The sequence below is a fragment of the Stenotrophomonas maltophilia genome, assembly GCF_001274595.1.
Lineage (GTDB): Bacteria > Pseudomonadota > Gammaproteobacteria > Xanthomonadales > Xanthomonadaceae > Stenotrophomonas > Stenotrophomonas forensis.
In genome coordinates this window covers 1,061,176-1,079,195 of record NZ_CP011010.1, presented here as the reverse complement: position 1 = coordinate 1,079,195, position 18,020 = coordinate 1,061,176, and the positions used below count along the sequence as shown (strand labels likewise).

The window sequence follows — 18,020 nt, the reverse complement described above, 5'->3', positions numbered from 1 at the left end:
GCAAGGAACGACTTGACCATGAAGAAGACTGTACAGCAATCCGCACCCGAAGCAATCGGGCAAACCCCCGATGCACATTCAGAAAACTCTGACGCGCTGGAGCCGGCAGACACCCGATACGACTGGCTGCGCGAGGAATGGCGGCAGAGCAACCACGCTGATCAGTACCGGCTGGAGATGGTTGACCGCGCGCTGTACGCCGCCAGTGGTCTCCAGAGGATTTTGATCCGGGAGCAGCGCGGCCGCGCGCTGCAGGCCGCCGCCCCCGATCAGCTGTCCCATGACCTGCTGGACGAGCCCGAGGCCGAATCAATGTGCGACGCAGTAGCGCTGCTCCTGCACATGGCCATCGACACCCTGGAGCCTCTGCGCAGTGGGGGTGGTCGATGAGCCGCCGATTCGAAGTGATACCCATTGCCTGCGACTGCTGTGGCAAGCCGCTGCTGCCGGTGTTCGGCACGTTCCATCGTGTGGAGCGGGAATTCGGCTGGGCCTCCCTGCCCTACGTGCTGTGCGGTGACTGCGCCCTGCAGCACCGGGGCAACCCGACCGACGCGCGTGTGCACGAGTGGATCCAGCGCCGCGCCGATCGCGCCGGCGCTGATTGGGGCCGCAGTGTCGGTCAGCTGCTGCAGAGTGCCTCCCGGGTGGTGGCCGCACGGGAGCGCATGCGATGAACGTGACCCGGATCACCCCGAGGGCTCAGGTGGAGCGAGATCTCCTGCTCCCAGCACATCTGCGAGAGCAAGGGTTCGGATTTCAAATCGATGCCCTGCTCGGCTATGCGTCAGCGGTCATCAACTGCATCCACCACGCGGGGCCAGATTGCGCGGATGAGCGCGCGCTGGAAGTGGTGCAGATGCTGATCGGATTTGCTCGCGATCTTTCCAAAGAGCGCGACGGCCACGAGCTGGAAGAGAACGTGTGACACGCATGTCCAAGCGGGCAAAGTTCACTGGCCGAGGGAAGGGCCCACCCTTCCTTTCGATCCTCCATGACATATCCGACTCGCCAGAGTTCGGAAGCCTAAGCGCCTGGGCGTGCAAGCTCCTCATCGAGCTTGCACGCCAGTACAGGCCCGGCAGGAACGGTGATCTGAGCATCCCCTGGTCGATGCTCAAGGAGCGTGGCTGGAACAGCAAATCAACGGTGGTCGCGGCCAAGCGAGAGCTACTGGAGGCCGGCTGGATCATCGAGACCCGGAAGGGCACCAACAACGTATGCAGCCTGTACGCGCTCACCTACTACGCCATCGATGAGTCAGACAAGCACCTGGAGCCGCCAACCACTACGCCGCCACACCTTTGGCGAGCAAAACGAAAAGAGGGGTCGCTATGTGTACCGACAGCGAGCAGCAGCAGTGCTTAGAAATTGAGAATCGGGTTCGCTATGCGTACCTACGAGGTCGCTATGTGTACAGACTCGAAGAGGTGTCGGTACACCTACAGACCTCCGGGTTCGCTATGTGTACCAGTCAAGGCTGTTTTGGCCTGTTCCGGGGTCGCTATGTGTACCCCTATCTACATATCTACCAAGCGGGAGCGCAGCGGACGCTTGGCGCTGTTGCTCCTGCGCTGTTGATTCACCGGCTCTCCGCCTCACTGCACCAACGAGCGAAAGGGAACGGGGCGCACCCCATGCGCCCGCTGCACCCGATGCACCACGTTCACCAGTGCAGGACGTTCACCACCACCGCGTGCGCGCTATGCGGCAAACCCATCACCAGTTCAACGACAGGCAGGCCGCGCACCTACTGCAGCTCAGCCTGTCGGCAGAAGGCGTATCGCAATCGCCTGTTGTTACGAAACCCATTGAGCCGCGCGCTGGAAGGCGTATCGTTGCAGTTGTCGGCGATCCGCGATCCCGACACCGCACACTCCGCGATCAGCGATCCGGCAGCGGCCAATGAGTTCACTTGGCAAGCCTGTACCGGAGAATCCCGCGCGTGATCGTTAGCCCCTCCTTCGTCATCGAAAAGTCCCTCGGGCAAGGCCGCTTCGCTGGCCTGGCATGGTCCTTCCTGGACACGCCTGACCGCGAGGGCGACCTCATCCTGCCGTCTGCCCTGGCGCGCGCTGTCGATGCAGCCAAGAGCCGCCCAGAGATCCGCATCGAACACGATCCCGACCAGGTGGCCGGCGTGATCGACGTGATGACCGTTACTGACCGTGGCCTTGAGGTAGAGGGCCAGATCAACACGGCGCAGACCATCGGGCGAAAGGCCTATGACCGTCTCAGTGACCGCTCGTTGGGCGCGCTGAGCATGGGCTTCGTCGGCAGCGCCGAGACCTCAGGCCGCAACCGCGTGTTCACCGAGATCACTGCTATCCCTGAAATCTCCCTGTGCCGCGAGCCGATGAACGCCGGTAGCCGCATCCATGCGGTCAAGAGCTGGGCGCAGGTGGATTCGGAGCGCGCGCTGGAACACCTTCTGCGGGACGTGGGTATGCCCAACCGTCTCGCCCGCAAGTCGGCCGCCATCGTGTGGCCAGCCATTTCCACCGACGACGACGATGCTCGCGCTGAGACGCTCGCACGCCAGCTCGACGCCATCACCCGCTCACTGAGGAGCAACGCATGACCGACGTAATCGAAAAGGCCCTGAAAGATCACAGCGAAGCCCTCAAGGGCTTCCAGAAATCTGTGGACACCAAGCTGGATGAGCAGCGCCAGGAGCTGGACAAGCTGGCCGACAAGGTTTTCAGCATGGAAGAGAAGGGCGTCAAGCTGGCGCCGGGCGCGCGCCGCAAGCAGGAATCGGTGGCCGACGCGATCAGCAAGGCGCTGAAGGATGAGCAGTTCCAGCAGTTCAGTGCCGGCAAGCTGCAAACCAGCGGCAAGCTGGAGCTGGAAATCGGCCTCAAGGCACTGACCTCGTTGCAGGGCTCGCCGGAGACGCCGCCGGCTGGCTTCGACGTGCAGCCCGACGTGATGCCGATCCAGACCCCGGTGCAGCAGCGCCTGCGTGTCCTGGACGTGCTACCGCAGCGCGACACCACCAGCAACAAGGTGGGCTATCCCCTGCTCGACTTCTCCGAGGGTGGCGCTGATTACCAGGAGGGCGAAGGCACCCGCAAGGCTGAGGCCAAGTTCAAGGCCGAGTGGGACGAGGCCAGCATCGCCACCATCGCGGTGCACACCGAAGTTTCCAAGCAGGTGATGGACGACGTGGCCGGCCTGTCTGAAACCATCCAGCTGCTGCTGCGCTACAAGCTGACCAGCAAGAGCGATATCGAGCTCATGTCGGGCGATGGCGCGCAGTTCCACATTAAGGGCCTGCTCACCCAGGCCAATAGCTTCGCAGGCGGCACCGGCAAGCCGGTGGACCGCATTGGCCGCGCCGGCGCCCTGCTCAGCTCACAGGGCTATCAGCCAAACATCGTGTTCGTGAACCCGCTGGACTACTTCGACTTCTCGTCGGAGCGCGCCACTGATGGCCAGTACGTTGCCGGCGGCTGGAGCCGTCCGACCAACAGCCCGATCTACAACCTGACCCCGATCCAGACCATGGCCGTGCCGGTCGGCCAGGCGCTCGTGCTGGACACCAACGTCACCAAGGTGCTGATGCGCGAGCGTCCGTCGATCACCTTCGGCTGGGTCAACGATCAGATGGTGCGCAACCTCATCACCATCCTTGCCGAGCTGCGCCTCGGCCTGCTGGTGCTGGACCGCAAGGGGATGCTCAAGGTCGACCTCACCGCCGCTCCGGCTGGCGGCTGAGGCGACGACGGACAAGCCGTGAGTGTCCGGATCGCTCGAAGAACCACGGCAGTCAGGGCAGCGCGTACTCCCGCGTTGCGGGCGCCTCCGGGTGCATTCCCGCGCTGTGACCTGGCCACCAGCAGCAGCGAACCGAGGTTCGTTCAGGTAGGGGGAGGGCGATTTGTACCAATCGCCCGAGCCTAGACCGACCGTCCCCCCAAGTTCGCGCATCCGCAATTGGAAATACGACCCCTCAGAGGGCATGGAGGAACCGTGGCGAGGGCAAGAACCCCCACAAAGAAGGCGATGGTGTCGGGCGCCGCGCTCAAGGACCCGGCCCGCTACAAGAACAGGTCCGCGCCAGCCAATCCCAACCCGGTTGGCGCTCCCTACAAGGGCATGACGCGCCCCCAGCTCGCCGTCTGGCGCGAATGCGTGGCCAATATGCCGTGGCTCAATGCCGCCCACCGCATCCTGCTGCGGCAGGTCTGCATTCTCGCAGCCAAGATGGAGTCCGGCGAGGAGCTGAGCGTGTCTGCGACGCACGCGCTCAGCGCCATGCTTTCCAAGCTCGGCGCAACGCCGGCTGACGAATCGAAGGTGAACCACGGTTCTGACGACGATGACGGCGGCGAAGAATTCTTCGGCGGCCCATCGGGCAGCCGCCTCAACTGAGGAACAGCAATGTCTACTTCCGCCGCAACCATTGATGTGCAGCTGCGCGCCAACACCGCCGCCTACCGCGCCGGCATGATCGACGCCGCTCGCGTGGCAAATCAGAACCTCGGCCAGATCCGCAGGGAGGCTGCCCAGACGGCTACCTCTATCGCCAACCTAAACAGGGCGGCGGTGGCCTTCGTAGGCTTCCAGTCGATCCGCAGCGGCGTCTCGGCGCTGGTGGATGCTCGGAAGGAATTCGAGGCGATGCAAAACGCTTTGCGTGGCGCGACCGGTTCCACGGCGGTGGCTCAGGATGCCTACGCTTTCGTCGCGGCGACGGCCAAGGATCTCGGCCTCGACCTCAAGACGGCTGCTGACGGGTTCACCCAGCTGACCGCCTCGGCCACACCCAACGGCGTTGCCATGGCGACCCAGCGGGAGCTATTCATCGGCCTGTCGCGCTCGGCCACGGCCATGCACCTGTCCACCGACCAGGTGTCACGCGCGATCACAGCGCTTTCCCAGTCGTTCGGTAAGGGCAAGTTCCAGGCCGAGGAGCTGCGTCAGCAGCTGGGCGAAGCTCTCCCCGGTGTGGTTCCGCGCTTCCAGCAGGCCGTGCTCAAGATGATTGAGGGCACTGACCTGGCGGGGAAGTCATTTGACCAGCTGCTGCAGGGCGGCCTGCTGGACGCCAAGACCTTCACCCCGGCGATGATCCAGGCGCTCAACGAAATGTCCACCGGCTGGCAGGATGCCTCGAAGTCGATCCAGGCCGAGGCCAACCGTGTCGGCAACGCTTGGCGGGACATGAAGAACGAGCTGAGCGAGGGGGCATTCTCGGAGACGGTGGCGGCGGGTCTGCGCGGCACCACGGTGCTGCTGGAGAACATGAACACCATTCTGCCGGTGGCCACCGGCCTGCTGGGATCGTTTGCGGCGGTGAAGCTCGGCGGCCAAGCCATCGAATGGGTTAGAGGCCTCAAGGCAACCCGGCAGGCGATGCTGGAACAAGCGATGGCGGCCGAAACCGCAGCCGCTGCCCAGGTGAGGAAGGCTCGTGCCGACCTCGTTTCTGCCGAGATGGAAGTTCGAAGGGCAGCGGCCTACGGCGGGAGCATCGCCGCCGATGCAAACCGTGTCGCCGCAGCCAGGCAGCTCAAGGTGGCGATGGATGGCCTCTCGAAGGCCCAGCAAGGCGTAGCTGCGACGGCCAGCAGCATGGGGCTCGCTGCGAAGAGCGCGCTCAGCTTCTTAGGGGGGCCTGTCGGCCTGGCGATAATGGTTGGCACCACTGCGGCCAGCTGGCTGGCTTTCAGGAACAACACAGTCGCGGCGGACCGCGCGCTGGTCGAATTCAACGGCACCGCCGCCGAAGCCATTGATAAGTTCCGTGAGCTGAACCGCCAGCAGCAGGCCGGCGAGATCCTGCGCCTGCAGAAGGAGATGAAGTCGAACTATGACGGCATCGCCAGTGCACTCCAGGCGATGAACGCCGCAGCTTCCAACTTCGCCACGGCCGACAAGGCTTCGTCCTTCATCGGGTCCACGACCGCGCTGCGGCAGCAGCTGCAGGCCGGCAAGATCACCGCCGACGAATTCTCGGCCAGCTTGGAGCAATCATGGAAGGCCATGATCGCGGGTTCCCCTGCTGCCAAACAGGTCTCCGGAGACCTTACCCAGCAGACCGCCACTGCTGCGAGCCTGGCAGTCGAGTACCAGCGCCAGAGCGGGCTGCTGGACCAGTTCACCGCTAAGCAGGAGACCGGCGCCGCCGCTGCCCGCGACCATGCCAATGCCCTCACCGGCATGGGCAATGCTGCCAGCACCGCAAGCCAGAAGATCCGCGAAGCGATCTCCACCCTGCCCGGGCAGATCGAGCGCATCGGCAAGAGCGCGCGCCAGGTAGCCGCGCTGGACGTGCGCGATTGGCTGCGCGCGGAGGCCAAGGGTGGCGTGGATTTCAGCAACACGGCAGATCCAGACGTGCAGGAGAAGATCCGCACTGGCGCCGAGTACATCCGCCTGTCGATGAAGAAGGCAGAGGCGGAGAAGGCATGGAAGGAAGAGCAGAAGGCCAGTACCGCGGCGACGCGCGCCGGCATCGCCGCCGACAAGGCGCAGGAGAACCAGTACGCCTCGATCTCCGACCGCATCCAGCGGCAGATTGCCCTGGACAAAGAGCAGCTCGGGATGACGGAGAACATGACGGCTGCAGAGCGGTTGCGTGTGACGATCCTGGCCGAGCTTGGCTCGACCAAGAGCAAGATCAGCGCCGAGGAAGAGCGCAACACGCGGGCGATGCTGGAAAACATGGTGGCCCAGGGGCGCCAGGTTGCCAACATGGAGGCGGCTCGTAAGGCAGGACGGGACATGCTCGTCCTGCAGAAGGAGCTGGGCGAGGCCGCCGCCACCCAGCGCCAGGGCAACGCCATCGACCTGGCCGGCATCGGCACTGGCAGCGAGCAGATGGAGCAAATGCGCCGGCAGCTGCAGCTCAAGGAAGACTACGACCGACGCCTGTCCGCCCTCAACGACCGTAACGCCGTCGCCAACAACGGCAATGGCTACACCAGCAAGCAATACGCGCGACAGCTGGCCGAGCTGGACAAGTACCACAAGGAGGCACTGCAGCGGGAGGCGCAGTATCAGGCGGATCGCCAGAGTTCGATCACCAATTGGTCGTTGGGTGCCTACCGTGCGTTTGAGGACTATCGTTCCCATGCGGCCAATGCGGCCGAGCTGAGCAATCAGGCGTTCACCAACGCATTCCAGGGAATGGAGGATGCGCTGGTCAACTTCGCCATGACCGGCAAGCTGAGTTTCAGCCAGCTGGCCAACTCGATCATTGCGGACTTGGCTCGTATTGCGGCCAAGCAGGCCATGTCAGCGCTGTTCAGCGCTGGATTCAACGCCTTCGCAGGCCCGGTTGGTCCCGTGCAACGAGAGAAGATCATTCCGGGCTTCGACGGCGGCGGCTACACCGGCAACGGCGGGCGGCTGGAGCCAGCCGGCATCGTCCACAAGGGTGAAGGTGTGCTCAGCCAGGACGACATGCGCGCGCTGGGCGGGCCTTCGGCCTTCCACGCTCTGCGTGCCTCGCTGCGGCGCGGCTACGACACAGGTGGAATCGGTGGGCAGGTTCCGGCACGCGTGGCGCTGAGCGGGCGCGGCAGCGGCCAGGGCGACCTGATCGTGGAGATCAACAACAGCACCAGCGGCAGGGTGCAGGCGCGGGAGCAGCGGCAGACAGCGCCGGATGGTTCAGAGATCCGCAAACTCATCATCGACGTGGTTGCAGATGACATTGCCAACGGTGGCATGGTGAGCATGGCTGGGCGCGCGCGGCACGGGTGGCCGGATGCAGTGGGCTGAGCGCAAATAACCGGAAAGAAGGTGATTTAAAGGTGGGGCTCACGCACCTTTGCACACTCTCCCCCAAAGGGCTGGCAGGACAAACCTCAAAATTGAGTTTTGCCGATTCGAGGCGGCTAGCAGCAGGACGGCAGCGACCAGCAACAGCACAGCGCTACGGACTTCGCTCGATGGGAAATGAGCGAACACGCGCACCCCACAAGAAGTTTATAGACACTTATAAAATAAATATAAACTTGCGCCACAACGGGAAGCCTGCGATTATCCAAACTCCCCATAGAGTTAATCAAATATGACCGTCTCTGTCGTTGTACATAATGTAGTAAATGACAAGCATCGCAAGCGATTCATGGATGCTTTCTTTGAAAAGATCGCTGGTGGCGATGACTTTGAAGTTATCTCTGACAACATCGTGTTCGCAAGGCACGACTGCAGTAGCGCAGAGCTGTTCCGGCACTTGAAAGCATCCGGCTTCGATACGCGCGATGGATCCGGCCTGCATCTCATGGTTGCCGAGCTCAGCGGCACTAACGTGAGTTGGTCCGCCGATGGAGCTACGTCGGGGTGGCTCGACAGGCACCTCAACGACATCTGACCCGGAGCCTGCACTTACTGTGCACTTACGAAAAAAGCCGGCCCTAGTGGGTCCGGCTTTTTTGCTTGCAAGTCACTGAATCTCAATGACAAATTTGGTGGGCGGTACAGGGATCGAACCTGTGACCCTTGCCGTGTGAAGGCAATGCTCTACCGCTGAGCTAACCGCCCGGTGTGTTGCTGAGCCGCTCATTATAGGGGCTTTTCAGAGGCCGTCAACCATTTTTCACATTCGTGTTCACGGGCGTTTTCCGGGGCCGCAGTCGAGCATGGCTCGACTCTACAGAACCGCCCAGCGGCGCCTCACATCGTATGGGTCGGCTTGTCCGAGCTGGTCAGGCCGGCCAGCATCGTCTCGATCTTGTGGCGCACGCCCTCGCCTTCAGCGCCATCGGCCAGCTGCACGCCGATGCCGGCGGTGCGGTTGCCCTGCGCGCCGGCCGGGGTCACCCAGATCACCTTGCCGGCCACCGGCAGGCGCTCGCTGGAATCGGGCAGGGTCAGCAGCAGGAACACCTCGTCGCCCAGGAAGTAGCGCTTGGGCGTGGGCACGAAGATGCCGCCGTTCTTCACGAACGGCATGTACGCGCTGTACAGCGCGGCTTTGTCCTTCACGGCCAGGGACAGGATGCCCTGGCGGGCGTTGCTGGCACTCATCGATTTCCCCTTGCGGCAGGCCGCTCGTTCACCTTGTTCCAGGCCAGCAGCAACTCGACCACCGCAAGGTCTGCACGCACCGTGGTGCGCAGCAGGTCGCGGGTGCGGTTGGCCGCATCGAACCAGGCCGCAAGCTTGTGCAATCGCTCCGGCGTGGTCAAGGCATCGGTGCTGGCCTGGGCCAGTGCCAGGTCGGCAGCGAAGCGCAGGCGCAGCGCCGCGTTGTCATCACCGCACCACTTCTGCGCCAGCTCCACCGCGCCGGTCTTGCCGGCGGCCAGCTGCTCCAGCTCGCGGCCCACTTCGCGGCGCAGGCTCAGGCCATCTTCGCGCAGCCAGTTGTCGGCCTGGCCGGGATGGCCGCGCGCGGCATCCAGCGCTTCGCGCGCCGAGGCTTCGCTGTGGCCCTGCTGCTGCAGCCAGGCCAGTGCTTCGTCGCGGGGCGGCAGCTTGAACTCCAGGCGCTGGCAGCGGCTGCGCACGGTCTGTGGCAGGCGTGCCGGGTCGCTGCTGATCAGCCACAGGTAGCGCCCGGGCTGCGGCTCTTCCAGCGTCTTCAGCAGCGCATTGGCCGCCGAGCGGTTGATCGCATCGGCCGGGTCGACGATCACCACCTGGGCCACGCCGTACTGCGGGGTCAGCGCCAGCTTGTTGGTGATCTCGCGTACCTGCTCGATGACGATCTCGGTACGCAGCTTGTCGCCGCTCTTGTTCGGAATGAAGCCGACCAGCTGCAGGTCCGGATGCGTGCCGGCGGCGATCAGCTGGCGCGTGCGCGTGGCATGTGCAGCGTCGCCACGTGCCAGCACATGGTCGGCCAGCGCCAGCGCCACCTCATGCTTGCCCAGACCGGCCGGGCCGCAGATCAGCAGGCCGTGGCCGAGGCGATCGGCATCGAGCGCAGCCACGGTCTGCTCGAACGCGCGCTGCTGCCATGGCGAGAACGTGCTCATGCGCCCTCCCCGTCCTGCAGCCAGCGCTCGACACGCGCAACCACATCAGCGGCGACGCGTTCCTGCACCTGGCCGGCATCGATCAGCGCGAAACGCTGCGGGTCCTGCTGCGCGCGGCTGCGGAACACGGCGCGCACACGCTGGAAGAAATCGTCCTGCTCGCTCTCGATGCGGTCCGGCCACAGGTCGCGGCCGTTGGCGCGCGCGCGGCCTACCGCCACATCCACGTCCAGCAGCAGGGTCAGGCCGGGCAACAGGCCGACCGCGCGGCGTTCCAGGTCGGCAATCCACTGCGGATCCAGGCCACGGCCACCGCCCTGGTAGGCATAGCTGGAATCGGTGAAGCGATCACTCAGCACATAGGCGCCGCGCTGCAATGCCGGCTGGATCACCTGGCGTACATGCTGGGCGCGGGCGGCGAACACCAGCAGCAGCTCGGCTTCGGCGCTGAGCGGCTCGGCGGCAATCTCGGCATCGGGCTTCAGCACCAGGCCGCGGATGCGCTCGGCCAGCGGTGTACCGCCCGGCTCGCGGGTCAGCACCACTTCGTGGCCATGGCTGCGCAGGCAGTCACGGATGGCATTGATGGCGGTGGTCTTGCCCGCACCCTCGCCGCCTTCCAGGCTGACGAAACGCGGGTGGCGAAGCAGCGCGGGACTCATTGCGCCGGGGTCTCCTGGGTACGTTGCCGGCGCAGCTGCTGCAGGTAGCGTGCTACTGCGGCGTTGTGCTGGTCCAAGCTGACGAAACGCGGGTGGCGAAGCAGCGCGGGACTCATTGCGCCGGGGTCTCCTGGGTACGTTGCCGGCGCAGCTGCTGCAGGTAGCGGGCTACTGCGGCGTTGTGCTGGTCCAGGCTGGACGAGAACACGTGCGCGCCACTGCCGTCGCCGACGGCGACGAAGTACAGCGCGTCGCCCGACAGTGGCTGCGCGGCCGCCATCAGCGCATCGCGGCTGGGCATGGCGATCGGGGTCGGGGTCAGGCCGGCACGGGTATAGGTGTTGTAGGGCGTATCGGTGGTCAGGTCGCGGCGGCGGATGTTGCCGTCATACGCGGCACCGATGCCATAGATCACGGTCGGGTCGGTCTGCAGGCGCATGCCGATCTTCAGGCGGCGCATGAACACACCGGCAATCTGCGGGCGCTCGCTGGCCAGCGCGGTTTCCTTCTCGATGATCGAGGCCATCGTCAGCAATTCATACGGCGTGTTGATCGGCAGGTCCGGTGCGCGGCTTTCCCACGCCTCGTCCAGCGCCTTCTCCATCGCCGCGTGGGCACGCTTGAGTACGTCCAGATCGCTGTCGCCACGCTGGTAGACGTAGGTCTCCGGCAGGAAGCGGCCTTCCGGATGCTGGCCACCGAAACCGAGACGCTGCATCAGGGCCGCGTCATCAAGCGTGTCGGTGGTGTGCAGCAGCGGCTCGGCGCGCTTCAGCGCGGCACGCAGCTGGCGGATGTTCCAGCCCTCGACGATCGTGACGCGGTGCTGCAGCACCTTGCCGGCGCGCATGCGCAGCAGCAGTTCGCGTGGGGTCAGGTCGGCGCTGAGCGCGTATTCGCCCACCTTCAGTTTGCCGGCGGCATCGAGCTGGCGCGCCAGCAGCTGCCACTGCGCATCCTGGCCTTCATCCACGCCGGCCTCGCGCAGTTTGCGCAGCACGCTGTTCATGCCATCGCCGCTGGCGATGACCACGCTCTCGGCGGTCGGGGTGATCCGCGCGTCGGCGAACTGGGTCTGCTGGTAGAAGAACCACGCGCCCGCACCGGCCACGACGGCGGCCAGCACCACCACCAGCGTTACCACGAACAGACACCCGCGCTTGGCTCCCGCCATGGACTACCTCTGAACTCGATTCCGTCGTGCAGGATACCGTGCCGGTGGATTGGGGTCATGACCGGGGGTGGCAGACATCCCGGTAGTGCCGGCCGCTGGCCGGCAACCTCATGCACCCATGATCCGCGCGATTGCCGGCCAGCGGCCGGCACTACCGGAGTGCGCCTAGCCCTGCTGGCCCAGCGCACGCAGCAGGCCGCGCGCCTTGGCCCGGGTCTCGTCCAGCTCCTTGTCCGGGTCCGAATCGACCACGATGCCGGCGCCGGTGCGGAAGCTGACCTCATCGCCCTCCACTTCGGCGGTGCGGATCAGGATGTTCAGGTCCAGGTCGCCATCGCGGTTCAGCCAACCGAACGCCCCGGTGTAGGCGCCGCGCGGCACCTGCTCCAGCTCGCTGATGATCTGCATGCAGCGCACCTTCGGGCAGCCGGTGATGGTGCCGCCCGGGAAGGTCGCGGCAATCACCTCGCCGGGGGTGACCTCCGGGCGCAGATGGCCACTGACGTTGCTGACGATGTGGTGCACGTGGGCGTAACTCTCCACGGTCATCAGCTCATCGACCACCACGGTGCCGGGCAGGCAGATGCGGCCCAGGTCGTTGCGCTCCAGGTCGATCAGCATCACGTGCTCGGCACGCTCCTTCGGGTGGCCGACCAGCTCCTGGATGCGCGCGGCATCGTCATCGCCTTCAAACCGCGGACGGGTACCGGCAATCGGCCGGGTCTGCGCGTGGCCGGCGTGCACCGACACCAGCCGCTCCGGAGAGGAACTGACCACGTGGCGGCCGTGCGCGCTGAACAGGCCGGCGAACGGTGCCGGGTTGGCGCGGCGCAGCTGTGCATACAGCGCCTGCGGGCTGACCGGCGCGGCGAACCGGGCGCTCCAGCGCCGCGACAGGTTCACCTGGAACACGTCGCCGGCACGCAGGTACTCGATCACCCGGCGCACGCCGTCGGTGAAGCGCTGCGGTGCATCCTCGCCCACCGACTGCGGCGGCTGCCAGCCCTGCCCGGCCTCGGGCAGCGCGGCCGAGGCCTGTGCCACCAGTGCATCCAGCAGCGCCTGCTGGCCCGCTTCGGCGATCACGAAGCTGGCATCGTTGTGGTGGTCGTGCAGCACCGCCGCCGGGCAGCGCAGCGCCAGCGCGGTCGGGCGGCCGTCGTCGCGCGCGCGCGCCGGCAGCACCGGTTCGATCTGGCTGGCCACTTCGTAGTCCAGCATCAGCGCCCAGCCGCCACGGAACGGCAGGCTGTGGCTGCCGTCATGCGGCAGGCGTTCGGCCTGCCAGGCGCGGTCCAGTGCCTGCAGGAAGCTGCCCGCGCGTACGGCGTCGTGCTGGTCACGCACCTGGCCATCGGCATCCAAGCGCAGGACATCGCCCTGTGCGGCCAGCAGCAGGCTCCAGCGGCCCTGGGCGGTACCTGAGGCGGTGGACTCCATCAACAGCGGGAAGCGCGCCGGATCGTGCTGCTGCAGGGCCAGCAGGTCGATCGGGTGCGGCAGCGGGTGGATCAGCGGTGCGTGGGTCATGGCGGCCAGTTCAGGGAATCAGATGCACGGAAGCCGCCTTGCGGCGGCCTCCTGCTGCGTAGAGTCGAGCTTGCTCGACTGGGTTGCAGGTCCAGTCGAGCAAGCTCGACTCTACATGACGGCGGAGTCGAGCAAGCTCGACTCTACCAAGGCGGTGCCGGGCAATTGCCCGCCGCCACGCACCGGTCAGATGCGCTTGAAGATCAGCGTGCCGTTGGTGCCGCCGAAGCCGAAGCCATTGGACATCACCACGTCGACCTTGGCCTGGCGTGCTTCGTTGGGCACATAGTCCAGGTCGCAGCCTTCGCCCGGCTGCTGCAGGTTGATGGTCGGCGGAATGACATTGTCCTGCAGCGCCATCACCGAGAAGATCGCTTCCACGCCGCCGGCGGCGCCGAGCAGGTGGCCGGTCATCGACTTGGTGGAGCTGACCATCATCTTGTAGGCGTGGTCGCCGAAGGCGGTCTTCATCGCCATGGTCTCGCCCAGGTCGCCCAGCGGCGTGGAGGTGCCGTGTGCGTTGAGGTAGCCCACCTGTTCCGGGGTCACGCCGGCGTCCTTCATCGCCATCACCATGCAACGCGCGGCGCCTTCACCGTTCTCGCTCGGCGCGGTCATGTGGTACGCGTCGGAGCTGGCACCGAAACCGGCCAGTTCGCAGTAGATCTTCGCGCCACGTGCCTTGGCGTGCTCGTACTCTTCCAGGATCAGGATGCCGGCACCGTCGCCCAGCACGAAGCCGTCACGGTCCTTGTCCCACGGGCGCGAGGCCTGTTCCGGGGCGTCGTTGCGGGTGCTCATGGCCTTCATCGCACAGAAGCCGCCCACGGCGGTCGGCGACGAGCCACGCTCGGCACCACCCACCACCATCACGTCGGCATCGCCGTACTGGATCATGCGCATCGCGGTACCGATCGAATGGTTCGAGGTCGCGCACGCCGACACCGCCGAGAACGACGGGCCCTTCAGGCCGGTGATGATGCTCAGCTGGCCCGGCAGCATGTTGATGATGGTCTTGGGCACGTAGAAGGGCGAGATCTTCTTGCCCTCGTGGAACTCGATGGTCTGCTCTTCGATGCCGAGCAGGCCGCCGATGCCGGCGCCGACGATGGCGCCCATGCGATCGGCATTGGCCTCGGTGATCTCCAGGCCCGAGTCATGCAGGGCCATGAACGAGGCGCCGAGGCCGTAATGGATGAACGGGTCCATCTTCTTGGCATCCTTGCCACTGACCCGGAACTTGCCGAACAGCTCGTTGTCGGCGGTGATGTCAAATCCCTTGACCTCACCTGCAATCTTGGTGGTGAACCGGTCCAGATAGGCATCAGCAACGTTGGTCAGCGGACCGATGCCCGAACGACCGTGGGTGATGCCTTCCCAGCTGCTGGCCAGATCATTGCCCAACGGCGAGACGATACCCAGGCCGGTTACGACGACGCGACGCTTCATTGCTGTTTCTCCTGACCCGGATGGTTTCTACGGGTAACTCGGTTTGCTTCGATGTGATGCCCAAACACACGGGGCCGCAACAGCGGCCCCATGGGGTGCGGTGCGCGGCGAGGATCAACCCGCGCGCGCACTGCCGTCTGACATCAGGCCTTGACGTGGGCCTTGACGTAGTCGATGGCGGCCTGCACGGTGCTGATCTTCTCGGCTTCTTCGTCCGGGATCTCGCACTCGAATTCTTCTTCCAGGGCCATCACCAGCTCGACGGTGTCCAGCGAGTCAGCGCCCAGGTCATCGACGAACGATGCGCTGTTGGTGACTTCTTCTTCCTTGACGCCAAGCTGTTCGACGACGATTTTCTTGACGCGTTCTTCGATGGTGCTCATGGGATCTCGCTCCAGATGGAGTTGTGGTTCAAAAGTGGTCGCCATCAAAGGCGATGGCCGTGGGATAGTGTAGTGGAAACCGGCGCGGCCTTGCATCGCAGCAAAAAACCCGGCAGATCAACCACTTGCGGCGCAATCCCTGCGCCCCTTGCTTACGGCATGTACATGCCACCGTTCACATGGAGGGTTTCGCCGGTGATGTAACCGGCAGCCGGGCCGGCCAGGAAGGCCACCGCATGGGCGATGTCTTCCGGCGAACCCAGGCGTTCGAGGGCGATGTCTTTGATCAGCGCGGTACGCGCTTCTTCCGGCAACGCCTTGGTCATGTCGGTGTCGATGAAGCCGGGAGCGACCACATTGACGGTGACACCGCGCGAACCGATTTCCTTGGCCAGCGACTTGCTGAAGCCGATGATGCCGGCCTTGGCGGCCGCGTAGTTGGCCTGGCCGGCATTGCCGGTGACGCCCACCACCGATGCGATGTTGATGATGCGGCCCTTGCGCGCCTTCATCATGCCGCGCATGACTGCCTTGCTGGTGCGGAACACGCTGGTCAGGTTGGTGTCGATGATCGACGCCCAGTCCTCGTCCTTCATGCGCATCAGCAGGTTGTCGCGGGTGATGCCGGCGTTGTTGACCAGGATCGAGATCGGGCCGAATTCCTTGGCAATGCCGTCCAGCACGCTGTCCAGCGCAGCCGCGTCGGTCACGTTCAGCGCGCGGCCGTGGCCACCGTGGGCGGCCAGGCGCTCGCCGATCGCCGCAGCGCCGGATTCGGTGGTGGCGGTGCCGATGACGGTGGCGCCCTGGGCGGCCAGCAGATCGGCAATGGCGGCACCAATGCCACGGCTGGCGCCGGTGACCAGTGCGATTTCACCCTGCAGGGGCTTGCTCATGATGTTTTCCTCAGACGGGGGCGGCCGCCGTACCCGTGCCGCGTGCAGCGGCCACCGGTACGATCGGCAGGAACAAGGGAGGTCAGGCCGACCATGCCTCGCGGGCGGCTTCGAAGTCGCCCGGAGTGGCCAGCGAACGGCCATCGATGGCCTTGTCGATGCGCTTGACCAGGCCGGTCAGCACCTTGCCCGGGCCGCACTCGGCGATCTGGGTGATGCCACGCGCGGCCAGCGCCTGCACGCAGCCGGTCCACTGCACCGGCTGGTACAGCTGCTGCACCAGCGCGGTGCGGATGGCGTCGACGCCGTCATGCACCTTGGCATCGACGTTCTGCACCACCGGCAGCTGCGGTGCCTGCCAGGACAGGCCGGCCATCACTTCGGCCAGGCGGTTGGCGGCTTCGCGCATCAGCGGGGTGTGCGAGGGCACGCTGACCGCCAGCTTGACCGCCTTACGCACGCCCTTCTCGGCCAGCAGTGCCAGCGCGCGGTCGACTGCATCAGCGTCGCCGCCGATCACGATCTGGCCCGGCGAATTGAAGTTGGCCGGCACCACCACCTGGCTGCCTGCGGCTTCGGCGCAGACATCCAGCACCAGCTGGTCTTCGGCGCCCAGCACGGCGGCCATGGCGCCGACACCGGCCGGCGCGGCTTCCTGCATCAGCTGGCCGCGCAGGCGCACCAGGTGCGCACCGTCATGCAGGCTCAGTGCGCCCGCAGCGACCAGCGCGGTGTATTCGCCCAGGCTATGGCCGGCCAGCACCGACGGGCGCGGACCGCCCACGGCGTTCCAGGCGCGCCACACGCCGATGCTTGCGGCCAGCAGCGCCGGCTGGGTGTATTCGGTACGGTTGAGCATTTCCTCCGGGCCACCCTGGGACAGCGCCCACAGGTCGACGCCGGCACCATCGGATGCCTCGGTGAAGGCTTCACGCACCTGCGGGTGCAGTTCGGCCAGCTCGGCCACCATGCCCACAGACTGCGAGCCCTGGCCGGGGAAGACAAAAGCGAGGGTGGATACGGTCACGCGGTCATCCGCTTGTTGCAATCGAAGCGGGCCATGATAAGGGCGAATCCGCTGTGTCGTCTGTACGTGCGCGTATGCAGGCGTATGGAGCCGCCCGGCCAGCGAGCCGCCGAGCATGGCCCGGCGGACGCATCACTCAGCAGAACAGCTGCAGCACGTCCAGGTCGCCGTCGGCGAGGAAATCCACGCACAGGCCCACCAGCATCAGCACGCCGGCGGTACTGGCACCATGGGCGATGAAGATCGAATGGGCCAGCGCGCGCGCGGAACGGCCCAGCTTCATGCATACCCGGGCCAGGCCGTGCAGGCGGCCACTGACCGCATGCACATGCTCGCGCACCGGCGCCTGGGCATCGCACATCGCCTCGGCCATCATCGCCTGCAGGTGCTCGGGGCGCTCAGCGTAGTACTTGGCCACGCCGTAGCCGAACATCAGCCAGTCGCGGGCCTGCGCTTCGGCCAGGTCCATCACTTCCAGCGGATCTTCCTCGAAGTCGATGAAACCCACCTTCTGGCCGTCCCAGGTGAGGTTGCGTGGCAGCGGCTGGCCGAAATAGGCACCGCGCGCATGCGCCTCGGCGATGGCCTGCATCGCCGCCATCACCAGCCGGTCGCGGCCGGCCTCATCGGCCTCGCGCAGGCAGGTATTGAACGAACTTCCGTTGTCGCCGATCACCAGCGCCGCATGGCCGGTTCCCAGCACGTCAGGCACGTTCACGCCCTGCGCGTGCAGTTCTGCCAGGCGACGGGCTTCGGTTTCGCGTGCGGCATCACCGCCGCGGTGCGGTGGCGGGCGCAGGGCATCGAGATGGAAACGGCGGGCAACAAAATTGAGCAGGCCCAGGGCCAGTGCGCGGCTTCCCTTGCCGTACTGCTTCAGCCAGGCGCGCTGCCCTTCGATGACGATGGGCTCAACCATGGGCAGGTACTCCTCTAAACGCGTTACGGCCCCAGAGGGGCC

General features: G+C 65.6%; 20 protein-coding genes and 1 tRNA gene. 10 read left to right on the top strand and 11 right to left on the bottom strand.

The window, feature by feature from the left end; translation table 11 throughout:
- Positions 1-18 precede the first annotated feature (18 nt).
- The 10 genes from VN11_RS04955 to VN11_RS04915 all read left to right on the top strand — a co-directional run bounded on the left by VN11_RS04955 (position 19) and on the right by VN11_RS04915 (position 8,329).
- Complete coding sequence (locus VN11_RS04955) at positions 19-390, top strand: hypothetical protein (RefSeq protein WP_053448951.1); 372 nt, start codon at positions 19-21, stop codon at positions 388-390.
- On the top strand, positions 387-677 hold the full coding sequence (locus tag VN11_RS04950) for a hypothetical protein (RefSeq protein ID WP_053448950.1): 291 nt from the start codon (positions 387-389) through the stop codon (positions 675-677). The genes VN11_RS04955 and VN11_RS04950 overlap by 4 nt, the downstream gene beginning before the upstream one ends.
- A complete protein-coding gene (locus tag VN11_RS04945; protein ID WP_053448949.1) occupies positions 674-928 on the top strand; it encodes a hypothetical protein in 255 nt (84 codons plus the stop codon). Before VN11_RS04950 ends, VN11_RS04945 begins: the two co-directional genes overlap by 4 nt.
- Positions 929-933: 5 nt before the next feature.
- Positions 934-1,368 carry a hypothetical protein gene (locus tag VN11_RS04940; RefSeq protein ID WP_053448948.1) on the top strand — a complete coding sequence of 145 codons (435 nt, stop codon included), beginning with the start codon at positions 934-936 and terminating at the stop codon, positions 1,366-1,368.
- Between the two features lie 269 nt (positions 1,369-1,637).
- Positions 1,638-1,949 (top strand): hypothetical protein, encoded by a 312-nt coding sequence (locus VN11_RS22150; protein ID WP_148564931.1) that lies wholly within the window; start codon positions 1,638-1,640, stop codon positions 1,947-1,949.
- Positions 1,916-2,581, top strand: a complete 666-nt coding sequence (locus VN11_RS04935) for an HK97 family phage prohead protease (RefSeq protein WP_053448947.1) — start codon at positions 1,916-1,918, stop codon at positions 2,579-2,581. The genes VN11_RS22150 and VN11_RS04935 overlap by 34 nt, the downstream gene beginning before the upstream one ends.
- Positions 2,578-3,720 (top strand): phage major capsid protein, encoded by a 1,143-nt coding sequence (locus tag VN11_RS04930; RefSeq protein WP_053448946.1) that lies wholly within the window; start codon positions 2,578-2,580, stop codon positions 3,718-3,720. Before VN11_RS04935 ends, VN11_RS04930 begins: the two co-directional genes overlap by 4 nt.
- Before the next feature lie 291 nt (positions 3,721-4,011).
- Positions 4,012-4,377, top strand: a complete 366-nt coding sequence (locus tag VN11_RS04925) for a hypothetical protein (protein ID WP_238581853.1) — start codon at positions 4,012-4,014, stop codon at positions 4,375-4,377.
- A 9-nt stretch (positions 4,378-4,386) separates the two neighbouring features.
- Positions 4,387-7,734: a phage tail tape measure protein gene (locus VN11_RS04920; protein ID WP_053448945.1), complete on the top strand. Its 3,348-nt coding sequence runs from the start codon at positions 4,387-4,389 to the stop codon at positions 7,732-7,734.
- A 292-nt stretch (positions 7,735-8,026) separates the two neighbouring features.
- Positions 8,027-8,329: a hypothetical protein gene (locus VN11_RS04915; RefSeq protein WP_148564930.1), complete on the top strand. Its 303-nt coding sequence runs from the start codon at positions 8,027-8,029 to the stop codon at positions 8,327-8,329.
- A gap of 95 nt (positions 8,330-8,424) precedes the next feature.
- Here the strand turns inward: VN11_RS04915 and VN11_RS04910 are convergent.
- The 11 genes from VN11_RS04910 to VN11_RS04860 all read right to left on the bottom strand — a co-directional run bounded on the left by VN11_RS04910 (position 8,425) and on the right by VN11_RS04860 (position 17,978).
- Positions 8,425-8,499, bottom strand: a tRNA-Val gene (locus VN11_RS04910).
- A 132-nt stretch (positions 8,500-8,631) separates the two neighbouring features.
- On the bottom strand, positions 8,632-8,985 hold the full coding sequence (locus VN11_RS04905) for a PilZ domain-containing protein (protein WP_004154652.1): 354 nt from the start codon (positions 8,983-8,985) through the stop codon (positions 8,632-8,634).
- Positions 8,982-9,938, bottom strand: a complete 957-nt coding sequence (locus tag VN11_RS04900) for a DNA polymerase III subunit delta' (protein ID WP_053448943.1) — start codon at positions 9,936-9,938, stop codon at positions 8,982-8,984. Before VN11_RS04900 ends, VN11_RS04905 begins: the two co-directional genes overlap by 4 nt.
- Entirely contained in the window at positions 9,935-10,600 is a 666-nt protein-coding gene (tmk, locus tag VN11_RS04895) for a dTMP kinase (RefSeq protein ID WP_053448942.1), read from the bottom strand. Before tmk ends, VN11_RS04900 begins: the two co-directional genes overlap by 4 nt.
- 112 nt (positions 10,601-10,712) lie before the next feature.
- Positions 10,713-11,774 carry an endolytic transglycosylase MltG gene (mltG, locus tag VN11_RS04890; RefSeq protein ID WP_004154649.1) on the bottom strand — a complete coding sequence of 354 codons (1,062 nt, stop codon included), beginning with the start codon at positions 11,772-11,774 and terminating at the stop codon, positions 10,713-10,715.
- Positions 11,775-11,939: 165 nt separating this feature from the next.
- On the bottom strand, positions 11,940-13,304 hold the full coding sequence (locus tag VN11_RS04885) for an aminodeoxychorismate synthase component I (RefSeq protein WP_053448941.1): 1,365 nt from the start codon (positions 13,302-13,304) through the stop codon (positions 11,940-11,942).
- Between the two features lie 186 nt (positions 13,305-13,490).
- On the bottom strand, positions 13,491-14,753 hold the full coding sequence (gene fabF, locus VN11_RS04880; protein WP_049457622.1) for a beta-ketoacyl-ACP synthase II: 1,263 nt from the start codon (positions 14,751-14,753) through the stop codon (positions 13,491-13,493).
- Between the two features lie 143 nt (positions 14,754-14,896).
- Positions 14,897-15,136: an acyl carrier protein gene (gene acpP, locus VN11_RS04875; protein ID WP_005408313.1), complete on the bottom strand. Its 240-nt coding sequence runs from the start codon at positions 15,134-15,136 to the stop codon at positions 14,897-14,899.
- Positions 15,137-15,288: 152 nt separating this feature from the next.
- Positions 15,289-16,032, bottom strand: a complete 744-nt coding sequence (fabG, locus tag VN11_RS04870) for a 3-oxoacyl-ACP reductase FabG (RefSeq protein WP_053448940.1) — start codon at positions 16,030-16,032, stop codon at positions 15,289-15,291.
- 82 nt (positions 16,033-16,114) lie between these two features.
- Positions 16,115-17,059 (bottom strand): ACP S-malonyltransferase, encoded by a 945-nt coding sequence (gene fabD, locus VN11_RS04865; protein ID WP_008268782.1) that lies wholly within the window; start codon positions 17,057-17,059, stop codon positions 16,115-16,117.
- A 136-nt stretch (positions 17,060-17,195) separates the two neighbouring features.
- Positions 17,196-17,978 carry a serine/threonine protein phosphatase gene (locus VN11_RS04860; protein WP_053448939.1) on the bottom strand — a complete coding sequence of 261 codons (783 nt, stop codon included), beginning with the start codon at positions 17,976-17,978 and terminating at the stop codon, positions 17,196-17,198.
- Positions 17,979-18,020: the final 42 nt, after the last annotated feature.